Below are 22,853 nucleotides of genomic sequence, written 5' to 3'. Positions count from 1 at the left end.
TTTTGGGAAATAGAACGACGAACATCCTCGTTTGCGAATAGTTTTAGCAATGTCGCACTCGAGACAGCTCAAAATTGGCTCGAAGCCGTTGCTGTCTACCACAATTCACGCCAAACTTAACGCGACCGATACATCGTCACCACCCGTGACGGTGAGACGCTAACCTACGAGAGCAGAACTGCGTTCAAACGAGAGTGGAGCCGGGTCACGACGCCGCACGTCCCGATCGACATCAGCTATCTCCAGTACGTGACGATCATGTACGAGACGGGTGCGGAAAGCGAAGACAGCGGTGACTTCGTTGAGTATGAAGCCACACCCGACTGGGAACGCGCCGGGGGGAAAATGGACCGGTACAAGGAGTTCGGAAGCGAGGTCAAAGACACGTTCCTCACTGAAACTTCTGACACCGAGCTCACTACGAATAAGTGCCATTCGACAATGATGGGAGTCTACCGGTGGTGTACCAGCAAACACGCCCCGGACACGGCCAGATTCGGTGAAGGATTCCCCGACATCGACCGGGACGACACGTCCGGCGGAAAGAAACTGCTCGTTGGCTATAAGTGGGTGTTCCCCCGCGGGCTCGTCTCGCCGCATCTCGCGGGTGTCGACGCTGACGCTGATCTCTCGCTGTAATCGCTGCCACCGATTTCACGTATGTCCTTACACCGAACTTTCCTGCGACTTCGCTGGCCAGGCGTCGACATTGCCGATGAGCGACGCACGACACCACTGCGTGATGATCTCGCCCGGGCAGTGTACACCGCGACCAGCCAGCCGGATGATCTGGCCGAAGTGACCATCCACACCGGCGCACAATCACAAGAGTTGCTGTTGGCGGCAGGGGACCGAACACTCGAAGCGAACTACCCGCTCATCCGGGCCGCTCAAGCAGAGCTCCCACAAGAGATTGGGTTTGAGATCGTTGAGGCAACCAAACTAGGACCGGCTCCCGCACTAACGGCGTGTCTCCTCGGCCCGGACATAACAGACACAGCAACGACCCGCGCCCAGTCCAGAGATCCAGTATCCCCGCCACGAACGGCGCTCCAAGGGTATCTTAAGACGCTTATCGACACCGAACTCGCACACGTAATTCGAATTCTCGTCCGGAACGCAGGCTCCAAACGAGAAGTAACACTCCGCGCAGCAGTATACGATCCCGACCGGCAGTGGGTGAGCGACAGCGACTACGCCGCCACGCTCGATGACGGCACCATCGACCCGGCGACACATTTCACCGACGACGCGATCACGTCGTCATGGCGCCTGCCAATTAACGGAACGTGGAGTGTGTCGGCAGACGCGCCCGTGATCGGCGAAAACCGCGAGAGGCCGCGGGTGTATCTCGACACCGACAAACTCCGTGCGCTCGAGCGCGGCGAGACCCACCGACCGGACAGCCGCCGCCGACTCGCCCGCAGCCCCGAGGCGTTCGATGCCTTGCGAGACCAAACAGTAAGCCAGTCCCGACAACGCGCATACAGCGCCCTAGACGTCGATCCGTGGCTGACCGTCGACGCCGAGACGCTGCCAGCGTTTCTCGCACACGTACCCGCATACTACGACCGGGATCGGTGGCCACGACGTGCTGGCTGGGAGCCGTTCACCTACAGTGTTGAATCCGTGCTTCGTGAGGCACCGGGGACGGTCCCTAGCACAACGGCGGATCGAACGACACCGACACCCGACCCACTCGACGCGCTCGATATCGACGCCAGCGACGACCACACCGAAGCCGCAGTCACGTGGTTACACACACGGGGGAAGCTTCAAGATCCGCGCTGGTTCCCCGCTGCCACGGCCGAACTTGTCCGGCCAGGCCTCGCACGACCGGTCAGTATCGTCACCGACGAGACGCTCGCTGCTGGGGATCTCATTGCGCTTGTCAGTGCCGCCGCTCGCAAGGAAACGACCGCGTACATCGTCGCCGACACCGAGGAGACGGCCGCCCGCGTCGCCAGACTGTTGACCCAGCCGGTTCGGGAGACAAGGCTGGAGCGAGTGCGGCTGTATACGACCGCAGAGCCGCTTAAAGCCGATGGAACAATGGCAATGTTCCCTCGGTCGGCTGCCCCGCCGACGTGGTGGCTCCGGCCTGACGGCGCGCTCGAGTTGTACAGCGGTGAAAAGCGGGTCAGAACGTGGACCCAGCCGTGGACAGCAGAGACGCTCGTCGCCTCGCTCCCGACCAGTCGCCGTGATGACGACGCGTACGTCGTCCGTGATGCCGACGGCGACCATCGCACGAAGTTTCAAACAGCGGAGGACCTCGCAGCGTCGTGGGCGCCACTTCCAGCGCCCGTTGCGCCGGCGTTTCTCGCAACCGGGCTGTATCATGGAACCATCCTGACGCCAACGACCCGCGGATTCCAGGAGTACCATCACCAGCCAGCGTGGGTGACGGAAGACAATCCCCGGTATCGGTCACCGTCATTTACCGAGGCGGTCGTCGACCGATTTCTCGACGGGTACACGATCCCGACAGATGCTGACCCGGTTGAGATCGATCAGGTGTTTCCGCGGCTCTGTACCTGGCTGCGAACGATCGATCCCTACGGACTTGAGTTCGATCTGGATCGCGATCGCGTCGACTACCACATCGACGAGCGTCGCCAGTGGCGGTATCCGCCGTTCGAATCAGCGTAACTATCACCCCCGCCGGCGAGTGTATGACTGACGGAGACGCTGCCTCAAAGTGTCTGAGTTCTGTTACAAGATCGAAACGGAAACACAGCGCCAGCAGCAGCCGCGAACGAGCGGCCCACCCCCAGACCGGTTCCGTCGGGGTTCGAGGCCCAGTGAACAATACACAATAACTCTACAGAAGCCGCCAGTAGTCGGACCGCACCACCGGCAGCAGCAGCCTATGCGGCAGTACGTGCGTACCGCACCAGCAGCACCAGAAATCGCACGCAGGCAGCGACACAGCAGCACCAGATGCCGACTAAGATAGTAGATGTGGTTCCAAATACAGCGGTGAGAACGCACTGCGTGTGGATACCAACTCAGGGGGGGACCCAAGAATCAACACCCGACTGGCGACCGCTGTGGAAAGAGAGCGATCGATGGTGAGACACGGCCGCATACTGGGCTCCAACCGGGATGGTAAAGTGGATGCGCAATAGGTCGCATCCCAACCCGATATATCCATTTTCTGATATAATCTTGGGATGGAAGAGTAAGCAGTGTGGCCGCTCGGACGCCGTCGCGAGACAACGGTGGTAGCGTCGATACTGGGATCGAGTCCCGACCGACAGCCGGGGGGCTAGATGACTAGTAGGGTCGTGTCGCACCGCACTCGTCAGAGACCGATAGTTGCGGCACTATCGGTCCCCGTCGTATCGATCCAGTTCGCATCATGGATGGAGATTGGTGAGGATCTTCGCAGAACAGGTGCGTCTGCGTGGGACCCTCAGTCCAGATGAGCGCATGACAACTTCGGCCCGATACTACTGAGTCTCAAGACGAACCAGTCGGGGAGAGTCGCAGTCGAAGACGTATTCCGGCTTCATAGTGACCGGTAGTGTCCGTTCAGTGTGCGTGACTCCGGTTACAGGTTGTGGGTCTGACTGTATTCAGTGTCTCGTCGACTGGTGTCGTCGTCGAGTCATGGTGATCGGAGAGTACTGCTGGTGGCCATCGCCAGTCCGGATTCACTCTGAAACGAGGAGTTCTTAGTGCGCTTCAGCCGCCAGTGGGTGTGTCCCTTCATTCTGTGTGGGCAATTCGTTTCGATCCGGCTGTTTGTTGGGTCCCTCCTGTCTTTCTCACAGCCCCCGGCGCACTCACTACTTTGACGACAACTACTATCTCAGTCGGTAACTGGTGCTGCTGTAACCACCCCGTCCGGGGATTTAGCAGGAAACTGCCGCTGATGACTCGAGGTAGAGCGATGTGCTGCTGCCGATGCTGCGGTAGGTAGCTATCGTCGATAGTGGTGAAGCGATCCGCGGAAACACCTCATCTTGTACTTCGAACCGACGACTACCATTCGAGCGGTCTCTGTGAACTCAGGACTATCCCCACGGACGGCTGTGAGTTTGGAATCCACCACGATCCGTCATGGCTTGTAGCGTGGAACTTTGGGATGGAGTTTAATCTGATAATGGCAGAGCATTGAGAGCGGTCAGGTATCGCCGTTCGGTGGCCACTCAACACCATCCCACGTTCGAACGGCGTCGCCGACGGCCGTCTGAAACTCATCGACCGGCGTGGTACGGACACTGGAGGGCATCGGACCGTAATCGTCCCATTCCGCAGTGTAGCGGACGACTCTCGATCGAAGACGGCCGTCTCTTGAGTCCAGGTCGTACATTTCGAAGATGTGGTCGACACCGAGTACGAGTACCTCCCCAAGCTCATCATGTCGATAAATCGTATTTTCACTGAGGTTCATGTGTGTTCGACGCGCTCATTCCATCTCTACGTCCGGCCGGTCGATACCGTCTTCGAGGTCGGTGAGATCGCGTTCGAGTCGATCGATATGTGTTTCGAGGTCTTCGACGCTCATCAGAGCGAGACGAAGGAACGCGTCGTCCCGCTCCGGCATCAACGGAAGCTGACTCGTCGATGCCGGCAGGTCGTCCGACTGTCGTGCGCGTTTGCGGACAAGTTCTTCACGAGCGCTGCGCAGTTCTCGACGGATGAGTTCATCGTCGTCCATGGGTTGGCACACACCGGATTACAGCCCGCTACGGCCCCGGAAGGGCGGTCGCACGGACCGTCTCACCGAGTGTGTGGCTTTCCGACCAACGTTCGGAGATTCATGATAGCGTGTGCCGAGACCTATGATAAATACTTTTTGTAGAGTACATAAGTTCCAGTACAGCATCAACTCCATCGGCGCCAGTCACACACTACAAGTCGTGTGGACAGTGCGACCAGCCGACCCGGAAAGGCAGAATCCTTATGATTGCCTGACCTGAATCCTCGAATCATGCAAGCAGTCGTACTCGCGGCCGGCAAGGGCACGCGCCTCCGCCCGCTCACGGACGACAAACCCAAGGGGATGGTCGAGGTCGACGGGAAGCCCCTCGTCACCCACTGCTTCGACCAGCTCATCGAACTCGGCGCCGACGAGCTCATCGTCGTCGTCGGCTACATGAAAGAGCGGATCATCGACCACTACGGCGACGCCTACGAGGGCGTCCCGATCACCTACACCCACCAGCGCGAGCAGAAGGGGCTCGCCCACGCCCTCCTCACCGTCGAGGAGCACGTCGACGACGACTTCATGCTCATCCTCGGCGACAACATCTTCCAGGCGAACCTCAAGGACGTCGTCCGGCGCCAGCGCGAGGAGCGCGCGGACGCCGCCTTCCTCGTCGAGGAGGTCCCGTGGGAGGAGGCGAGCCGCTACGGCGTCTGCGACACCAACCAGTACGGCGAGATCACGGACGTCGTTGAGAAGCCCGAGGACCCACCGAGCAACCTCGTGATGACCGGCTTCTACACGTTCACGCCGGCGATCTTCCACGCATGCCACCTCGTCCAGCCCTCGAACCGCGACGAGTACGAGATCTCAGACGCCGTCGACCTGCTCATCCAGTCGGGCCGCACCATCGACGCCATCGGCCTCGACGGCTGGCGCATCGACGTCGGCTACCCCGAGGACCGCGACGAGGCCGAGCGCCGGCTCCGGGGCGACGACGCCGACGCGGACGGTGACGAGGCGGACACCGAGACGGTTGTCGAGTCCGACGCGTAGCGCGCGACGACATCGGGGCGACACGGTGGAAGCGTTTTCTGGTGCTGTCGTGTCCGGGACTGAGCCGCCGCTGGAGGCGTCGGTAAGCGACGCAGCGAGCGAGTGAACTTGATGTCGGTGACAAACCAACAGTTATGACACCGCAGACAGTACTGACAGACATGCCGATCGACATGGAGACGTTCTCCGAGTCCGCCGACGAGGAGCTTACCGAGGTGACGAACGCGGAGCGGGTCGTTCGATTCCTCTCCCAGAACGACGATAAGGCGTTTACAGCCTCGGAGATCGCGGAGAGAACGAGCGTAAAGAAGGCCTCCGTCGGCACTGTGCTGCGTCGACTCCGAGAACGAGGGCTCGTTGAACACAAGGGCGACTACTGGGCGATCGGTGACGAGGAAGCGGTCCGGGACGCGTTTCGGTTCCACCGAGACGTGGACGCCCTCGACGAGCGCTTCGGCGCGGAGGATCTCGACGAGTGGCGGGAACGCGCCGCGACGGACGGCTCCGAATGAGTCGGGAGCGCGGGGACGTGGTGGTCGCGACCGATCCGTTCAAAGACGAGTCGACTGGCCGGCCGTTCCTCGTCGTCGGGAGGGATGACACCCCGTTTCACGGCGAACAGTACATCGCGCTCGCGTTGACCACGCGAACGTGGCACGATGAGCGGATCCCGCTCAAGGAGAGGTACTGGGTAGACGGTGGTGCCCCCGAGTCGAGTTCGATCATGCCGTGGTCTGTCAACGCCGTCAAGTCGGAGTGGATAGCGTACCGGCAGGGCACGCTCCACAAGGACGTCGTAGATAGAGCCGTCGACCGCGTGGTGTCGTACATCGAGGACTAGGCCGCACCGACGGCGATCGCAAGATCGGCTGACTACACCAGAGGTGGCGCGGAGCTCGACGGCAAGCAAAACCCTAAATCGCCCGTCCCCGAACCCTCAGCTAATGCGTGTGAGTATCGTCGGCAGCGGCTACGTGGGGACGACCGTCGCGGCCTGCTTCGCCGACATGGGCCACGAGGTGGTGAACGTCGACATCGACGAGGAGATCGTCGCGGCGATCAACGACGGCCGCGCGCCGATTCACGAGCCCGGCCTCGACGACCTCCTCGCGGAACACGGCGGCGACGCGCTCACGGCGACGACCGACTACGCCGCCGTCCGCGACACCGACATCACGTTCCTCGCGCTGCCGACCCCCGCGAACGACGACGGGAGTATCGACACGTCGATCATCGAGGCGGGCGCCGAGGCGCTCGGCGACGCCCTCCGGACGAAGGACGGCGACCACGTCGTCGTGACGAAAAGCACCGTCGTCCCGACGACCACCGGGGAGACGCTCGCCCCGATCCTCGCCGAAGCCTCGGGGAAGAAATTCGGCGACGACCTCCACGTGGCGATGAACCCAGAGTTCCTCCGCGAGGGGACGGCCGTCGCGGACTTCCAGTCGCCCGACAAGGTCGTGTTCGGCACGCGGCCCGACGACGCGGTCGCGCTCGACGCCCTTCGCGGGGTGTTCGAACCGCTCCTCGACGCCACCGACGCCGCGGTCGTCGAGACGGGGATCGCCGAGGCGGAGATGATCAAGTACGCCAACAACGCGTTCCTCGCGAGCAAGGTCAGCCTCATCAACGACATCGGGAACGTCTGCAAGCAGTTCGGCGTCGACGCCTACGAGGTGGCCGACGCGGTCGGCCTCGACGACCGCATCGGCGAGCGCTTCCTCCGCTCCGGCTTAGGGTGGGGGGGAAGTTGCTTTCCGAAAGATCTAAATGCTATAATTGCGGCCGCGAAGGATACCGGCTACGACCCCGAGTTGCTCGAGGCGGCCGTGCGAGTGAACGACGGCCAGCCGGAGCGACTGCTCGGACTGCTCGACGATCACGCCGACGTGCGCGGCGAGCGCGTCGCCGTCCTCGGGCTCTCGTTCAAGCCCGGCACCGACGACATCCGAAACTCCCGAGCGATCCCCGTCATCGAGGGGCTACAAGCGCGCGGTGCGACCGTGGTCGCGTACGATCCGGTGGCGACGGAGAACATGCGCGCGCACTTCCCGGACGTCGAGTACGCCGACTCGGCGGCGGCCGCGCTCGACGGCGCGAGCGCGTGCGTCGTCTGTACCGACTGGGACGAGTTCGCCGCGCTCGACGCGGAGTTCGACGCGATGGACGCCCCGATCGTCGTCGACGGCCGGCGGATCATCGAACGGCGCGACGGACTCACCTACGAGGGACTCACCTGGTAGTCACTCGGAGCGACGACGCTACAGTTCGCTCGCGATGACGCGGCCGTCGCCGTCGCCGACATCCCTTGTTTCAGCGGCGATGAGTGCCGATCCCCGAGGGGGTGCGGCGGTCCGATCGGTACCGCCCGGTACGGCGGTCAAACGGTGGCGTCGTACCCGGACGTGGTTTGATCGATGCGTCGTTGGACATCGCTCCGGGCCGCAAACGAGATAGCCCCCGTCCGCTGGCAGGAAAGGGCCACGAGAATCGGGACGTCGACCTGATCGATCGCCGTCGACTCGAAGCGGTCCCGGACAGGAGGGGTTGGCTCGGAGCCGTCAGTGTCAATAGTGCTGGGGCCCGCCGCTCGGCTTTGGAGATCTCCGACAGTGGCGATTTCCTTGTCGGAAAGAGCGTCAGTGCTGGTCGTCGACACCCTTGCGAACTCGGTAAGCGGTCCGGAGACGGCGAGGGCGTCAGCGTCAGGCGAAACCTGGATCGGCTTCTCGAAGACGGGGAGATCGCCGTCGATCAGCTCAAGTGCCTCCTCGAACCCGTCGCGAGCCTGCCGGTACCGGATCTTAGCGACGGTCTGTTCTCCGTTTACGTGTGCTCGCACGGCCGTTTGGAAGCTGTTCTCGGCGGCTGTGAGACGCCTTTTAACCGTTTCGCGGCGTTCTCGTAGTTCCGTGATTTGTCGTTGAGCAGCCTGTATATCGGTCAGGGCCGCTTCGATTGCGTCGTGGCGGTTATCACCGGCTGGGAGTCGCTCGAGGACCGTCCGGTACCCGGTGATCGCGGTCTCGTACTGCTCGGTTGCCTCGTCAAACAGTCCCTCGCTGCGGGCGCTCGCGGCGGCTTCGACGACGTCCTCGCAGTTCTGAATAGCGTGATCGATGTCAGTCGGGTGAGTTGGGTCGGTGAGTTCCGGGTCCGGAACCGTCGCAACCGCTGTCTGGACAGTCTCGATGAACTCCCCGTCGGGGTCGTGTAGTTCGTATGTGAACGAGTCGTCGACGGTTTCGATTGTAATCTCCCGACGGCGCTCGCCAGGGAGATCGACGCGATCGGATTCAATCGACGTAACGGTCGTCAGCGGCACAGACACTAGGGTGGCATCGATCAGCTTAGACACGACGACAAAGAGGTTGTCAGAGGTTACGGCCAGCCACGCGGTTTGCGTCAGTCCGCCAGTCGTTGTTTTGACGGCGGCACGAAACGTCTCGGCCTCGGTAAGCGCATCGACCACATATCCTCGGATAGCGTCCGGAAGCTCATTTTGCTGTGTACAGTACTGAGTCATCTATGTGACATTTTCATCAGTGATGAACTTGGATTTACCGGCGGGATACCGCCACACACACTATCGGCAGGATACCGCTAAACACACACAAAGACTACCATTCGTGGGATGCGATATCACCGAGTATCCCGAGCGGACCCGCTACGCGGCGTTCTCTCACGGTTGACGCCGTGGACGCACTCCTTGATCAGCTGTAGCGGGCACTAATGTTAACATTTCAATAGTTTCATACGTCGCGCCTGCGGACCGCGGACTATGCTCCAGAGTTCGTATGCCCTGTGGATCGGCGGAATCGTCGTTGGGATGCTCATATTCGCTCTCGCACTGCTCTGGCTCATAGGGATCGCCGGAGCGAGCGGCGAAGAGACCCCCGCTGAGCGCGCCTCACGCGAGACGGAGCACACCACCGACGCCACGTCGATCGATGAACTTCGATCTGAGGCCGAATCGTTCCGCGAAACGGCTGTCGATGCCAGAGCGAACAACGACTTCGACGAGTCGATCGACGCCTACGGCGCGGCAGTCGCCCGATATCAAGCGATTCTTGACGAACTCGACACCGGAGCCGCGGAGTCACGTGAAGAGATTGAACAGTCTGTCGACGCGATGCGTGAAGAGCTAGAGACGGTTCGAACGCTCAACGATCACCGACAGGAGCTTCTGGAGACACTGAAAACGGCCGAGCAGAGCTTTCAGGTGGCTATCGTCGCCTACACTGAGGGGAGCCAGACGCTCGCTCGGATACGGTTCCGGCAGGCACGAGATGCGTTTGAAAGTGCGCTCGACCTCGTTGAGGGTTCCGACGAGGATTTGCTTTCCCCGCCGGTAAAGGTGAGTGTCGAACCGGATCGGACACTGCCATCGACGATGTTGGGTGAGCTTCCAGCGGTCCCGGAGCCAGCAACGGCGTCACTGGCCGACGCCGAAGTTGAGACTGTTACTGAGCTTGAGAGCAGCGAAGAACCCCCGTGGCCGCCTGCTGTCGTCGAAACGCTGGTGGCCGAAGAAGATCTCGATGATGAAGTGGCAACGACACTCACACTGCTTTCGTGGGTTGACGGCGCCGACACTCACGAGTTCGGTGCCACGACAACCGTTTCGCAACGGCATGAACAGGCCGTTCACGGGTTCACGCAGAGCTCATAATCGAGGCGAGGCACGGGGCATGGACCGCTGTCAAAGAATCTCGCACTGTCTGGACTGTGGGTGTCAAAGTGGCATCTTGACTTCTTCCACTCGCCGAACACGATAGAACCGCACCCAGCGCGTCGCCACTCGCCAGCACACCGCGGCCACCGCGGCCCCGACCGCGTTCGTGAGCAGGTCACCGAAGTCGGCGGTCCGCGCGTCCAGCGTCGACTGGAGCAGTTCGATACTCCCGCCGTAGCCGACGGCGAGCAGGAACACGACGCCCAACACGGTTCGGTCGCGCCACGATCGGTCCTGAAACGCGTACGCGAGCGTCACCGCGAGCCCGGCGTACGCCAGCGCGTGGAGCCACGTGCTGTACGGCAACACGCCGAGGGGCCCGGTCCGTATCGCACCGCTGCCCGGCGGCGTGAACACGGAGTAGTAGAGGATCGTCGACGCGACCGCGGCGACGCCGGCGAGGCGGAGCGGCCGCGGGACGAGCGGGAGTCGGAGCCGACGCATCGTACCGAGTGCCACCGCCAGCGCGACCAAAAGGCTACGGATCCGCGTGACCGAGCGCGCATCGGAGGAATGACGGCGCGTCAAACGGGTACGCTTTTTACGCGCGCGCCGGTCGTCGTTGGTAATGCCGGATTCGGAGGGTACCTCCACAGAGCTGATCGACGACGAGGGGCGGCTGTTCGGCCGCGTCAACGTCATCGACGCGCTCGTCGTGTTGCTGATCGCCGCGGTCGTCGTCGCGGGCGCCGCGTTCGTGCTCACCGACGACCCGGCGCCGCCGCCGGAGACGGACACCACCTACGCGACGCTCGACGTCGGCGCCCAGCCGGCGTACATCGTCGAGGCGGTGAACGAGGGCGACTCCTACAGCCCGAACGACCGCTCGACGATGACAGTCACGGATGTCCAGCTCACGCCGCGCGGGAACGACGTCGGCGTGACGCTCCGCGTCGAACTCGAGGGGGAACTCCAGAACGACGGCTCGATCGCGTACGGGGACGCGCCGCTGCGACTCGGCCGGAGCCTGTCGCTCAACACTGACCGCTACCAGCTGGACGGGCAGATTCGGGCGGTCGGCGACGGCGACGGCCTCCGCGTCGAGGACACCACCGTCGTGCTGCGAGACACGCTCGGAACCGACGACGCCGAGAGCGTGGCGCCGGGGGACGAAGTGCGGCTCGCGGGCCGAACCGTCGCGAACGTTGAGAACGTCACGCGGTTCCCGACCGGTGACCCGGACCGACAACGCGTGTTCGTCACGGCGAACCTGTCGACGCACCGCGAGGGGGACGAGCGCCGGTTCGGCGGGTCACCCGTTCGTCGCGGCCAGTCCGTGCGACTCTCCACCGGAGAGTACACCGTCAACGGTGTGATCGAGCGAGTCGGAAGCGGGCTGGACTTCGAGGAGACCAGAGTCGTGGTCCGTGACACGCTCCCGACCAGGGACGCGAACGAGATCGCGGCGGGCGACGAGATCCGCGTCGGCGACCGGAGCGTCGCGACGGTCGAGGAGGTCACGCAGTTCGCCACGAACGACCCCAACCAGCGGCGAGTGTTCCTCGTCGCGGCGCTCCGGACGTACCGCCAGGACGGCAGCCAGCGCTTCGGCGGTGACGCGGTCCGCCGCGGCCAAGGGGTCACCCTCTCCACGCCGGCGTACACCGTCGAGGGGCGGATCGAGCAGGTCGGCGAGGACAGCCGGATCGGATCGGCGTCGCGGCGGACGGTGACGCTGCGGATGGACGACGTCCGCGACGACATGGCCGACGCGATCAACGCGGGGATGACGGAGCGCGCCGGCGGCAACACCGTCGCGCGCGTGACCGACGTACGGGTCGAACCGTCGCTCATCATCGCCACCGGCGAGGACGGCAGCGTGAACGTCGTCGATCACCCGATCGACCGCCAGGTGACGCTCACGGCCGACATCATGGTCCGTGAGACGGTCGCCGGGCCACGGTTCAAAGGCGATCCGCTCCGGCAGGGAGAGCGGGTGACACTCGACCTCGGGACCGCCACCATCCGCGCGACGGTCGTCAACGTCAGCGGCTAACCGCGTGTCGGTCACAATACACATGAGACTCGACGCCAACGTGGAAACACATGGGTGACGAAACGGGGGTAGACGGCTCGAGAGCGCGCGATCGCGCGCGCCGCCGTTCGCACGTCGCGTCTCGGCCGCCTGTGGGACCGCGCGACCGACGCCGTGCGCGACTCGTTCCTGTACCGCTGGCTGACGGCGGAGCCGGACCCGGACGTGATCGTGATCGACCTCCGGGAGACGTGGACCGTCGGCCCGTTCATCCGCCTCCTCGACGCCGTCCTCGACCGGCTCCTCCCCGCGCTCGACGACTCCCGGCTCGCGACCGCGGCCCGCGCCGCCGCCCGGTACACGCTGGCAGCGCCGGTGGTCGTCGGCGGGCTGGCGGTTCTCGTGGCCGGCCTCGGCCTCGGACTGGCGAGCGTCGCGGGCGGGACGCTCGGGACCACTCGCCTCGGCGTCGCGGCGGGGCTCGTCGCCGCCGGCGCGGTCGCCACCCGCGAGCGCCGGAGCTGGGCGGAACTGCGCGAGACGCGCCCGGTCGAACTCCTCGTCGCCGCGCTCGAACCGCCGGAGCCGCCAGATGCGGACGCGAGTGAGGCCGACGCGGCCGACCCCGACGCGAGCGACTCTGACGTCCCGACGGCCGAAGCGCCCGAGGCGGAGCGGTCGGGCGACGAGCGAAGCCGCACCGACGGCTGATCCGAACGGCGTTGTTTAAGTGACTGCCCGCGCCCGATTTGGGTAGTGACTACAACGGACCTGCTGATCGCCGTCCTCGCCGGGATCGTTCAGGGCGTCGTCGAATGGCTCCCCGTGTCGAGTCAGGGAAACCTCTCGCTCGTGCTCACGCTCGTCGGCACCGACCCCGCGGTCGCCGTCCAGCTCGCCTTATTCCTCCAGGTCGGGACGACGCTGTCGGCCGCGACCTACTACCGTGAAGACATCGCGACTGCCCTCGGGGCGCTGCCCGGGTGGCGCCCGTCGACGGCGTACGACGCGGACCACGCGCTCGCCACCTACGTCGTGGTCGCGTCGCTGTTCACCGGGCTCGTCGGAATTCCGCTGTACGTGTTCGCCGTCGACATCGCCGGTCGACTCACGGGCGGCGTCTTCATCGCGGCGATCGGCGTGCTGCTCGTCGTCACCGGCCTGCTCCAGCGCGCGTCGGACGCGGTCAGCATGGGCGGCCGCGAGAGCCCCTCCCTCGTCGACTCCGTGCTCGTCGGGAGCGCCCAGGGGATCGCCATCCTTCCGGGGATCTCCCGGTCCGGCGTGACGGCGAGCGCGCTGTTGTTCCGCAGCTACGACCCGCCGAGCGCGTTTCGGCTCTCCTTCCTGTTGTCGATCCCCGCGAGCGTCGGGGCCGCCCTCCTCACCGTCGCGGGCGCCGGTGGGCTCCCGGGAATCGACCCGGTTCCCGCGGCGGTCGCGCTCGGCGTGAGCGCCGTCGTGGGGTACGTCACGATCGACGCGCTCATGCGGGTCGTCGAGCGGGTGCCGTTCGCGACGGTGTGTTTCGCGCTCGGCGCCCTCGCGATCGTCGGCGGGGGCGGGATCGCGCTCGTCGTGTGACCCCCGGAGCGCGATCATCCTCCCAACCGGCTGGACCGAGCGCTTCGACTCGGGACGGACCGATCCCCGATGTTGGATCTGTTCGAGCGAACGACGACGTGGCGCCGACCTAGACGGTACACCGATCCGGAACGGGCCGATCGGAAAGAAAAGTCGACCGCCGCGGCGCTCAGTCCGCGCCGGTTCCCGACGCGGGAGTCGCGTGTTGGCCGGCCTCAGCCGCGTTACCGTCGCTGCCGTCCTCGGCCTCCGCCGCTAGGGTCTCGACGTTCGCGAACACGAAGCCGGCGAACCCGACCCGGAGCAGGAGATCGAGGTACTCTAAGGTCACCGCCGCGGTGAACTGATCGAACAGCCCGGCGATCTGGATCATCGCCCACGCGATCAGCACGCCGAACGCGAACAACACGAGGTTCCGCGTCTTCTTGTAGAACAGCTCCCGGGCTGGCGGCTGCCGGGCGGCCGCGCTCGCAATCGGGCCGAAGTACAGCCCGACGAGGGCGGCGTAGCCGACGAGGATGCTCGCGGTGCCCGCGAGCGCGAGCGCCCCGTCGAACACCTCCGCGACGTCGTAGCCGAGCCGCATCGCGACGATGAGCGCGACCACGACCCCGACGTACCGCCGACTCACCCCCGAGACGAACGCCGCGAACCCGAACAGGAAGGGGTACGCCACGTAGTCGGAGAGCAGCTGTCCGGCCTCGAGCGTCCCGTTCGCGACCGAGAACGTCCCGACCCCGACGGCCCACGTCCCGATCCCGACGCCCGCGAGCGCGACGACCGCGACGAACGGGTAGCAGTACCGCCGCAGGTCGGCGGCCTTGCGCCGCGCGAGGGCAAACAGCACGACCGCGGAGACGGCGTAGATCCCCGCCGAGGCGAGCCGGACCGTCGACGGCTCAATCATCGGCGCTCACCTCCGGGTCGCCGGGAGTCGGACTCGCGGTGGCCGCCGTGGTCCCGGCGCTCCCCGCGTCCGCGCGCGTGTCGAACTGCGCGAGCCGCTCGGTGAGCGACGCGGTCCGCTCGGCGAGCGCCGTCGCCGTCTCCGCGAGGTCGCCGACCGTCTCGGCGGTGTCGTCGGCGGTCTCGGCCAGTGTCCGCGCGCGGTCGGCCGCGTCGGTCGCCGAGTCGTGGACCTCCTCGACGCGGGCCGCGACCGACTCGATCCCCTCGGCGCCCTCGTCGGTCGCGCGGGCGATGTCCCCCATCGCGACGTCGACGTCCTCGACGGTGCCGGTGAGTTCCTCGATCGCCTCGCCCGCCGCCCGGACCGCAGCGGTCGTGTCGTCCAGTTCCGTCATCGTCCGGTCCATCTCTCCGGCGACCGCCGACACGTCGTCGGTCACCTCGCCGATCGTCGACTCGATTGCCGTCGTCGACTCGCGCGTCTCCTCGGCGAGCCCCTTCACCTCGTCGGCGACAACAGCGAATCCGTCGCCGTCACCACCCGCTCGCGACGCCTCGATGGAGGCGTTCAGCGCGAGGATGTTGGTCTGCTCAGCGATGTCGGCGATCACGTCGGTCGTCTCCGCGACGCCGTCCATCCGGTCGTCGAGCCCGGCGACGAGGTCGTCGAGCTCTGCCAGCAGGTCGCCGATCTCGACGATCGCCTCGACCGCCTCGGTCGCGCGCTGCTCGCCCTCCTCGCCGAGCTCGGCCGCGGCGCTCGCGTCGCCCGCCACCTCGTCGGTGGTGGAGGCGATCTCCTCGACGGTCGCCGAGAAGTCGTCGGTGTCGGCGGCCGTCTCGCGCAGCCGGTCGGTCTGCTCGTCCAACTCGTCGGCGAGCGTTCGCATCTCGTCGGCCACCTCCTCGTTCATCGCGGCCACGTCGTCGGCCTCGGCGGCCATCTCCTCGCTCGTCGCCTCCACGTCGCCCGCGAACGTCTGGATGTCCTCGATCGTCGTCGAGAGCCCGCCGGTCATCTCGTTGTACGCGGCCGTGATGCGCTCGATCGCGTCGACCTCGCTCTCCTCGGAGAGCTGTCGGGAGAGGTCGCCGTCGGCCGCCCGCTCCATCGCGCCGCCGATCTCGTCGGCGCGTTCGAGCAGCGTGTCGGAGAGCTCCTCGGCCTCCTCACGGGCCGTCTCCGCCTCCGACTTCGCGCGTTCGGACTCGGCGACCGCGTCCCGCAGCGACCGCCGGGTCTCGTCGAAGGCGTCGAAGAGTCGCCCGATCTCGTCGCCGCGGTCGGAGCTGGCGCTCGCGTCGAACTCGCCGCGGCCGACGGCCTCGGCCGTCTGCGTCAGCCGCCGGAGCTCGACGGCGACGTTGCCGACCATGACGATCCCCAGTAGGCCCAGGTTCAGGGTGAGGACGACGCCGATCCCCATGAGCGACGCGGTCGCGGCCTCCGGCGTCCCGACCGTCGCGACGTGGCCCGCGAAGAGGCCGACGAACCCGAGCGTGACGACGAGGGTCGAGAGCACCGCCGCCCCGACGCGTCGACCGTACCGCCCGGTGATTACGTTCAGCATGTATGATCGGAGAGTAATAACCACCTTACTTAGGAGTACAGGCGAAATTACCGGGATCGATAATCAGAGCGGCGAGCGTGCGAGCCGCGGGCAGAGCGGTCGGCGATCGGAAATCGAGCGACTGCGAGCCGGCGACGCGCCGGGGCGCGGGCTTTTCCCTCGGCCGTGCCACCCGTATCCATGCCCAGCGTCAGCGAGACCTACATCGAGAACCGCCAGCGCGTCCAGCCCACCCACACGAACAACTACGCGTCGGCCCACGGGGGGAACGTCGTCAAGTGGATGGACGAGATCGGCGCGATGTCGGCGATGCGCGCCGCGGGCGAGACCTGCGTCACGGCCAAGATCAACGATCTCGACTTCAAGCGGCCGGTGCCGCAGGGGGACACCTGCGTCATCGAGTCGTACGTGTACGCGGTCGGGCGGACGAGCCTCCGGACGCGGATCCGCGCGTACCGCGAGTCGCCGCGGACCGGGGAGCGCGAGCTCACCACGGAGTCGTACTTCGTGTTCGTCGCCGTCGACGCCGACGGGGAGCCGACGCCCGTCCCGGACCTGGAGGTCGCGGGCGAGCGCTGCCGCGAACTCCGCGACGAGGCGCTCGCTGCGGAGCCAGACGAGGACCGCTGAGCGGCCGAGACGACCGATCCGGACGAGGACCACCGAACGTGCGGGCCGACCGCCGCGCGCGCGGCGCTCGACGCGTCAGCGGCTGATCCGGTCGGCGCCGTCGATGGCGGACGCGACCTCCGCGCGGGTCGTGACCGCGAGGTCGCCGTCGGTCGTCCGCTTCACGGCCGCCGTCGCCGACCCCCACTCCAGGGCCGCGGAGACGTCGCCGCCCCGCAGTCGCTCGGCGACGAACCCGGCGACGAACGCGTCGCCGGTGCCGATCGCGTCGAACGTCTCCGCCTCGAACACCGCCTGCTCGTACACGTCGCCGCCCGTGAGCGCCGTCGCCCCCTCGTCGCCGCGGGTGACCACCACGGTGTCGAGGGCGTGGTCGGTCGCGAGGCCGTGGGCGACCTCGACGGCGTCGCCGTCGCGGTCCAGCACCGCCCGCGCGTCCCGGTGCGGGACGAACAGGGTGTCGACGTGCTCGAACAGCGTCTCGTACGCGTCGCGCGCCTCGTCGGGCCCCCACAGCTTCGACCGGTAGTTCAGGTCGAACGAGCGGGTGGCGCCCGCCTCGCCCGCGCGGCGCAGCAGCGCGGTCGTCGTCTCCGCGGCGGCCGGCGACAGCGCCGGCGTGATCCCCGTCGTGTGGAACCACTCCGCGCCGTCGAGCGGCGCCGCGGGGAGCTCGTCGGGCTCGACGGTCGTGATCGCGGCGTCGGCGCGGTCGTAGATCACGTTCGTCCCGCGCGGGGCGCCGCCGTGTTCGAGGTAGTACGTCCCGACCCGACTCTCGTCCGGGTCCGCCCACGCGACTTCCGGGCTGACCCCGTGACTTCGGAGCTCGCTCGTCACCCGCCGGCCGAGCGGCGAGTCCGGGAGCTTCGACAGCCACGCGGCGTCGACGCCGAGCCGCGCCGCGCCGACCGCGACGTTGCTCTCCGCGCCGCCGGCCTGGACGGCCAGCTCGCGCGTCGTCTCGAGCCGGTCGCCGCGCGGCGGCGACAGCCGGAGCATCGTCTCGCCGAAGGTCACGAGGTCAGTCATCGGCGCCACCCCACACAGCAGGTCTCGAACGTGTTCATACCCGGTGCTACGCTCGACCAATTATAAGAACGGGTGATCGGCGGCGGTCGTCACTCGCGGTCGAGCGCGAACGTCACGCGCTCCCCGTCGACCGCCGCCGTGAGGGCCCCGTCTCGAACGGTCGCCCCCGACGCGCGGTCCGACCCCCCCGTGAGCGTCGCGGCGTCGCCGAGCAGGTCGCCGTCCTCGGCCGAGACGACGGCGAACACGGCCGCGCCGTGCGGCGGCAGCTCGCGCTCGACGACCGGACCGGCAACAACCGAGCCGGAGAGCCCGTCCCAGACGACCCGGTCCGATTCTGGTCCCCCCCTCCACCCGTGCTCGCGCGCGTCGAACCTGACGGTCGACGGCTCGTCCGCCCAATTAAACAGGGCGACGGTCGTGGCCCCGTCGCCCGGCCGGTCGCAGACGACTCGCGACGGGAACCGCTCCTCGTCGAGTCGCCCGACCTCGCCGCCGGTCGCGGGCGGGATCGTCCGTTCGAGAAGCCGGCGGCCGGCCGCACCGATCTCCGCGAGCCGGTCAGAGAACACGTTCACGCCGCCGGTCGCGGCGACGAGCGCCGCGAACGACTCACGCTCGGCCGCGGTGAGGTCGCTCGTGTCTCGGACGAGCTGGCAGTCGGGGTCGTTGAGCCACCACCGCCGGTGGAGAAAGTTTCGGGTGAGTGTGTTGCGGACGGCGTTTTTCAGCCCCGGCTGACTCCCCGACTCCCCCGGCGTCTCCCATGTCGGGTCAGTGTCCGGGCCGACTCGCATGGCGTCGAAGAGCCCGACGCTCGGGGCCATCGGCGCGCCGCAGCCGAGGAGGAACGCGTCGTCGCCGGCCGCCTCGGCGATCGCTTCCACGCCCCGCCGATACGCCTCGATCCGGGTGGCCTCGGGGTCGTGCCGCTCGCCGGGGAGTGCCGCCGCGAAGAGGAAGTCGAGCTTCAGGTAGGTGAATCCCCACTCGTCGACAACCGTCGAGACGGTCTCGCGGAGCCAGTCGAGGACCTCTGGGTGCGTCGTGTCGAGCCCGTACAGCTCGGACCCGGCGCGGAAGCCGCCGTCGACCGGCGTTCCCGGACCGTCGCCAGCGCCGTCCGTCGGCTCCGTGACGAACCAGTCCGGGTGGTCGGCATACAGGTCAGCGCCGGCCTCCACGTAGAACGGCGCGAGCCACAATCCCGGGCGGTACCCCGCGGTCGCGATGTCACCCGCAACGGTGCTCATATCCTCGAACCCGTCGGCGATCGACCGCCAGTCACCGAACGCCTCCATGTAGCCGTCGTCGACTTGGACCACGTCGACCGGGATCTCCCACCCTCTGAGTTCCGCGAGGTTCTCCCGCACGTCCGCCTCGGTGACATCGGTGAAGTAGTGGTACCACGAACACCACCCGGTCGGCGCGCGCTCGGGTACGCAGGCGTCCATCCGCTCGCCGACGCGGTCGGCCAGCGCGGCCAGTCCCTCCCGCAGGTCGCGGTCGGCGTCAACCCACAACGGCGGTAGCTCGGTCCGCTCGCCGGGCGCCAAGCGCGTCCCCTCCAGCGGACACACCGCGCGCAGCGTCGCGACCCCGTCGGCGTCGTCGGCCACCTCGAACCGCGTGCAGAACCGGTCGTGTTCGAGGAACCCCGCCGTGACGCCGCGATCCCCCTCGACGAGCCCGGTCAGGTAGCTGCTGACCCGGTCGTCTGTCGACGCCGCGAGGTCGTTCATCATCGGGGCGTTGTCGGGGTCCTCGATCGGGAACCGCTCTCCGACGGAGAGCGTCCCCGTCGGCGTCCACGACTGGTACCCGTGCCGGTACACACGCGCGTCAGCGCCGAACGCGGTGTCGAACGCGCACGTCACGTCGCCGACTCGGACCGGTTCCTCGCCGGCGTTCTCGACGGTCACGGTCGCGGTCACGCCGCCGCCCTCCGTCGACAGCGACACCGCTGCGACCCGCACCCGCCCGTCTTCCCCGTCGGTCGCCGCCGCGTGGAGGCTCCCGACGAGGAGGTCGCCGGCGTCGTCCGCGACCGTGACCTCGCGGTCGGTCGGGTCGTACGTGACTGCGGTGGTGTGCGCCCTGCCCTCGTTCATATCACACCCTCTCCGTGCCCCCACAAATACCCTGCCACGCGAGCGCCCCGTCGGGCGGAGGCCGACCGCCGTCGACTCCGCCTATCCGAACGCTTAGGTGACACGGTCGACACGGTGAGCCATGCGAACCGGAGTCTGTTACTTCCCGGAACACTGGCCGAGCGAAGAGTGGGAACGCGACATCGCCGCGATGGCCGACGCCGGCCTCGAATACGTGCGGATGGCGGAGTTCTCGTGGGGAGTTCTTGAGCCCGAGCGCGGGGAGTTCGACTTCGGGTGGCTCGACGAGGCGATCGAGCTCGTTGGCGACCACGGGATGGAGGCGGTGTTATGTACGCCGACGGCGACGCCGCCGAAGTGGCTAGTCGACGAGCGGCCGTCGATCCGGCAGGAAGAGCCCGACGGCACCGTCCGTCAACACGGCAGCCGCCGCCACTACTGTTTCAACTCCACCGCCTACCGCGAGGAGACGGCACGGATCGTCGAGCGGGTCACCGAACGGTACGCCGACTCGCCGCACGTCGCCGGCTGGCAGACGGACAACGAGTTCGGCTGTCATCGGACCGTCCGCTGTTACTGCGACGACTGCGCCGAGGCGTTCCGGACGTGGCTCGCGGACCGCTACGGCGACGTCGACCGGCTCAACGAGGCGTGGGGGAACGCGTTCTGGAGCCAGCAGTACGGCTCGTTCGAGGAGGTCGACCCGCCGGGGCCGACCCCCGCGGAGCACCACCCCTCACGGCTGCTGGCGTACGCGCGCTTCGCCAGCGACTCGGTCGTCGAGTACAACCGCCTCCAGGCCGACCTGATACGCGAGGCCGACCCAAACTGGTTCGTTACTCACAACTTCATGGGACGGTTCCCAACGCTGAACGCCTACGACGTGAGCGCGGACCTCGACCGCGTCGCCTGGGACTCCTACCCGACGGGATTCGTTCAGGACCGCTACGACGGGGAGGCGTCGCCGGACCAGCTGCGGGCCGGCGACCCCGACCAGGTGGGGATGGACCACGACCTCTACCGGAGCGCGCTCGACAGGCCGTTCTGGGTGATGGAACAGCAGCCGGGCGACGTCAACTGGCCGCCGCACTGCCCCCAGCCGGGCGAGGGCGCGATGCGGCTGTGGGCCCACCACGCCGCCGCTCACGGGGCCGACGCGGTGCTCTACTTCAGGTGGCGGCGCTGTCTCGAGGGGCAAGAGCAGTACCACGCCGGCCTCCGGAAGGCGGACGGCTCGCCCGACCGCGGGTACGCTGACGCCGCGCGCGCTAGCGAAGAGTTCGCGGCGCTCGACAGCGCCGACCACGTGGACGCGCCGGTGGCGGTCGTCTTCGACTACGACTCCCTGTGGGCACTCGACGCGCAGCCCCACGCCCCGGAGTTCGACTACTGGGCGCTCCAAGAGGCGTTCTACGGCGCCGTCCGCGGTCGCGGCGTCCAGGTGGACGTGGTCCCGCCGAGCGCCGACCTCTCCGGATACGCCGCCGTCGTCGCGCCCGCGCTCCACCTCGTCACCGAGGACCTCGCCGACCGGCTGACCGACTACGTCGCCGGTGGCGGGGAGGTCCTCTTCGGACCCCGAACCGGCGTGAAGGACGCGGAGAACAAGCTCCGACCGATGTCGCAGCCCGGCCCGCTGACCGACCTCGTCGGCGCGGCCGTCGACCAGCACGAGTCGCTGCCGCGGCGCCTCGAAACGGCGGTCCGGCGGGCGGACGGTCCCACGGACGACGGGAGCGATGCCGACGACGGCGCGGCGCCGTCCGCCTCGTTCCGGACTTGGGCCGAGTGGCTCGACCCGGACGCCGCTGAGGTCCGGTACACGTACGAGGTCGACGGGCCGGCGGACGGTCGACCGGCGGTCGTCGCCAACGCGGTCGGCGACGGACGCGTCACCTACTGCGGGGTCTGGCCCGACCCGGACCTGGCGGACGCGCTCGCGTCGGCCCTGCTCGACCGCGCGGGTATTCGTTACGCCGATCGGCTTCCGGACGGCGTCCGCGTCGGCTACCGCGGCGGCCACACGTGGGTGACCAACTTCACGGGCGACCGGCTCCGACTGCCCGGGATCGACCCCGACTCGCTCGCGGTCGACGACGCCGACCGGGACGCCGTCGACGCGGCGGGTGACGGCGGCGAGGACTCGCGCGCTGACACCGCCGTTGTGGGGTCGTACGGAGTCGTCGTCATCGAGGGCGACCGCGTGGACGGTCTGCGGGTCGCTCAGCCGTAGTCGGACACGTCAGTCGAAACATACGGCTCCGCTGAATCCCATTCTTAAACCTTTTCGCCTGAAACAGCCGGTCGTTGAAGAGTGCTACCTGATCGATAGCGGGAGTGAGTGTTGCAGATCGGTGGTGCGAATAAGATATTTAAATAGGCGTGCGCCACGGCGTCGATCGGTTATAAATGGACGAAGCGGTCGGCGCGGGCCCGGGAGCGGGCCGGAGGCCCGCGAGCGGCGCCGCGCGAGGGAGTCGGTGGCGGGCGGAGCGAAGCGACGGCCGCCAGCGACGAGGATGGGGAGGTTGAGGCTGCGGTGCTGTTCCGGGGCGGGAATCGAAGGGGCAGCCGCGAAACCGCCACAGGCGAC

20 protein-coding genes and 1 pseudogene are annotated in these 22,853 nt (G+C 66.9%); 13 read left to right on the top strand and 8 right to left on the bottom strand.

The features are described 5' to 3' along the window. From EXE51_RS17880 to EXE51_RS03055, 3 genes and pseudogenes are all read left to right on the top strand, one after another. Positions 1-120 (top strand): annotated as a pseudogene (locus tag EXE51_RS17880) (IS6 family transposase); the annotation flags it as partial. Between the two features lie 138 nt (positions 121-258). Further along, positions 259-639, top strand: a complete 381-nt coding sequence (locus tag EXE51_RS03060; protein WP_241990581.1) for a hypothetical protein — start codon at positions 259-261, stop codon at positions 637-639. A 120-nt stretch (positions 640-759) separates the two neighbouring features. Then, positions 760-2,652: a hypothetical protein gene (locus tag EXE51_RS03055; protein WP_137692012.1), complete on the top strand. Its 1,893-nt coding sequence runs from the start codon at positions 760-762 to the stop codon at positions 2,650-2,652. Positions 2,653-4,132: 1,480 nt separating this feature from the next. Here the strand turns inward: EXE51_RS03055 and EXE51_RS03050 are convergent. Next, entirely contained in the window at positions 4,133-4,402 is a 270-nt protein-coding gene (locus EXE51_RS03050; RefSeq protein WP_137692011.1) for a hypothetical protein, read from the bottom strand. A gap of 15 nt (positions 4,403-4,417) precedes the next feature. After that, positions 4,418-4,669 (bottom strand): hypothetical protein, encoded by a 252-nt coding sequence (locus EXE51_RS03045; RefSeq protein WP_137692010.1) that lies wholly within the window; start codon positions 4,667-4,669, stop codon positions 4,418-4,420. 273 nt (positions 4,670-4,942) lie between these two features. Here EXE51_RS03045 and aglF point away from each other — a divergent pair, with 273 nt between their 5' ends. From aglF to aglM, 4 genes are all read left to right on the top strand, one after another. Beyond that, complete coding sequence (aglF, locus tag EXE51_RS03040) at positions 4,943-5,713, top strand: UTP--glucose-1-phosphate uridylyltransferase AglF (protein ID WP_137692009.1); 771 nt, start codon at positions 4,943-4,945, stop codon at positions 5,711-5,713. Positions 5,714-5,874: 161 nt separating this feature from the next. Next, complete coding sequence (locus EXE51_RS03035) at positions 5,875-6,225, top strand: helix-turn-helix domain-containing protein (RefSeq protein WP_137692008.1); 351 nt, start codon at positions 5,875-5,877, stop codon at positions 6,223-6,225. Further along, positions 6,222-6,554, top strand: a complete 333-nt coding sequence (locus tag EXE51_RS03030) for a type II toxin-antitoxin system PemK/MazF family toxin (RefSeq protein ID WP_137692007.1) — start codon at positions 6,222-6,224, stop codon at positions 6,552-6,554. Before EXE51_RS03035 ends, EXE51_RS03030 begins: the two co-directional genes overlap by 4 nt. Before the next feature lie 103 nt (positions 6,555-6,657). Next, positions 6,658-7,956, top strand: a complete 1,299-nt coding sequence (aglM, locus tag EXE51_RS03025; protein ID WP_137692006.1) for a UDP-glucose 6-dehydrogenase AglM — start codon at positions 6,658-6,660, stop codon at positions 7,954-7,956. Between the two features lie 137 nt (positions 7,957-8,093). On the opposite strand, the gene EXE51_RS03020 is transcribed toward aglM, so the two are convergent. Further along, positions 8,094-9,239 (bottom strand): PspA/IM30 family protein, encoded by a 1,146-nt coding sequence (locus EXE51_RS03020; RefSeq protein ID WP_158413873.1) that lies wholly within the window; start codon positions 9,237-9,239, stop codon positions 8,094-8,096. A gap of 255 nt (positions 9,240-9,494) precedes the next feature. Between EXE51_RS03020 and EXE51_RS03015 the strand changes: the two genes are divergently transcribed. After that, positions 9,495-10,385 (top strand): hypothetical protein, encoded by an 891-nt coding sequence (locus tag EXE51_RS03015; RefSeq protein WP_137692004.1) that lies wholly within the window; start codon positions 9,495-9,497, stop codon positions 10,383-10,385. A 63-nt stretch (positions 10,386-10,448) separates the two neighbouring features. Here EXE51_RS03015 and EXE51_RS03010 read toward each other — a convergent pair whose 3' ends face one another. Continuing rightward, positions 10,449-10,892: a VanZ family protein gene (locus tag EXE51_RS03010; RefSeq protein WP_137692003.1), complete on the bottom strand. Its 444-nt coding sequence runs from the start codon at positions 10,890-10,892 to the stop codon at positions 10,449-10,451. A 124-nt stretch (positions 10,893-11,016) separates the two neighbouring features. On the opposite strand from EXE51_RS03010, the gene EXE51_RS03005 reads away from it, so the two are divergent. The 3 genes from EXE51_RS03005 (at position 11,017) to EXE51_RS02995 (ending at position 14,007) form a co-directional block, all read left to right on the top strand. Beyond that, positions 11,017-12,444: a DUF4330 family protein gene (locus EXE51_RS03005; protein WP_094494357.1), complete on the top strand. Its 1,428-nt coding sequence runs from the start codon at positions 11,017-11,019 to the stop codon at positions 12,442-12,444. 153 nt (positions 12,445-12,597) lie between these two features. Continuing rightward, positions 12,598-13,134, top strand: coding sequence for a hypothetical protein (locus tag EXE51_RS03000; protein ID WP_241990580.1), 537 nt, complete (start codon positions 12,598-12,600; stop codon positions 13,132-13,134). Positions 13,135-13,179: 45 nt separating this feature from the next. Next, positions 13,180-14,007 carry an undecaprenyl-diphosphate phosphatase gene (locus EXE51_RS02995; RefSeq protein WP_094583626.1) on the top strand — a complete coding sequence of 276 codons (828 nt, stop codon included), beginning with the start codon at positions 13,180-13,182 and terminating at the stop codon, positions 14,005-14,007. A gap of 169 nt (positions 14,008-14,176) precedes the next feature. Here the strand turns inward: EXE51_RS02995 and EXE51_RS02990 are convergent, their stop codons facing one another. Together EXE51_RS02990 and EXE51_RS02985 are read right to left on the bottom strand one after the other, a co-directional pair. Beyond that, a complete protein-coding gene (locus tag EXE51_RS02990) occupies positions 14,177-14,914 on the bottom strand; it encodes a bacteriorhodopsin (protein WP_094592874.1) in 738 nt (245 codons plus the stop codon). Then, positions 14,907-16,487 carry a methyl-accepting chemotaxis protein gene (locus EXE51_RS02985; protein WP_137692001.1) on the bottom strand — a complete coding sequence of 527 codons (1,581 nt, stop codon included), beginning with the start codon at positions 16,485-16,487 and terminating at the stop codon, positions 14,907-14,909. Before EXE51_RS02985 ends, EXE51_RS02990 begins: the two co-directional genes overlap by 8 nt. 180 nt (positions 16,488-16,667) lie before the next feature. On the opposite strand from EXE51_RS02985, the gene EXE51_RS02980 reads away from it, so the two are divergent. Continuing rightward, positions 16,668-17,117, top strand: a complete 450-nt coding sequence (locus tag EXE51_RS02980; RefSeq protein WP_094494352.1) for an acyl-CoA thioesterase — start codon at positions 16,668-16,670, stop codon at positions 17,115-17,117. A 75-nt stretch (positions 17,118-17,192) separates the two neighbouring features. Here EXE51_RS02980 and kdgK1 read toward each other — a convergent pair whose 3' ends face one another. After that, positions 17,193-18,149, bottom strand: a complete 957-nt coding sequence (gene kdgK1 / locus EXE51_RS02975; protein WP_137692000.1) for a bifunctional 2-dehydro-3-deoxygluconokinase/2-dehydro-3-deoxygalactonokinase — start codon at positions 18,147-18,149, stop codon at positions 17,193-17,195. Between the two features lie 89 nt (positions 18,150-18,238). Next, the gene (locus tag EXE51_RS02970) at positions 18,239-20,260 is read right to left on the bottom strand and encodes a glycoside hydrolase family 36 protein (protein WP_137691999.1); all 2,022 of its coding nucleotides are present in this window, start codon (positions 20,258-20,260) and stop codon (positions 18,239-18,241) included. A 121-nt stretch (positions 20,261-20,381) separates the two neighbouring features. On the opposite strand from EXE51_RS02970, the gene bga reads away from it, so the two are divergent. Continuing rightward, a complete protein-coding gene (bga, locus tag EXE51_RS02965) occupies positions 20,382-22,493 on the top strand; it encodes a beta-galactosidase Bga (RefSeq protein ID WP_137691998.1) in 2,112 nt (703 codons plus the stop codon). The last annotated feature ends 360 nt before the right edge of the window (positions 22,494-22,853 follow it).

Source organism: Halorubrum sp. CGM5_25_10-8B (assembly GCF_005435095.1).
Lineage (GTDB): Archaea > Halobacteriota > Halobacteria > Halobacteriales > Haloferacaceae > Halorubrum > Halorubrum ezzemoulense.
The sequence above is the reverse complement of the archived record's forward strand: the minus strand, read 5'-3'. Positions and strand labels throughout refer to the sequence as shown.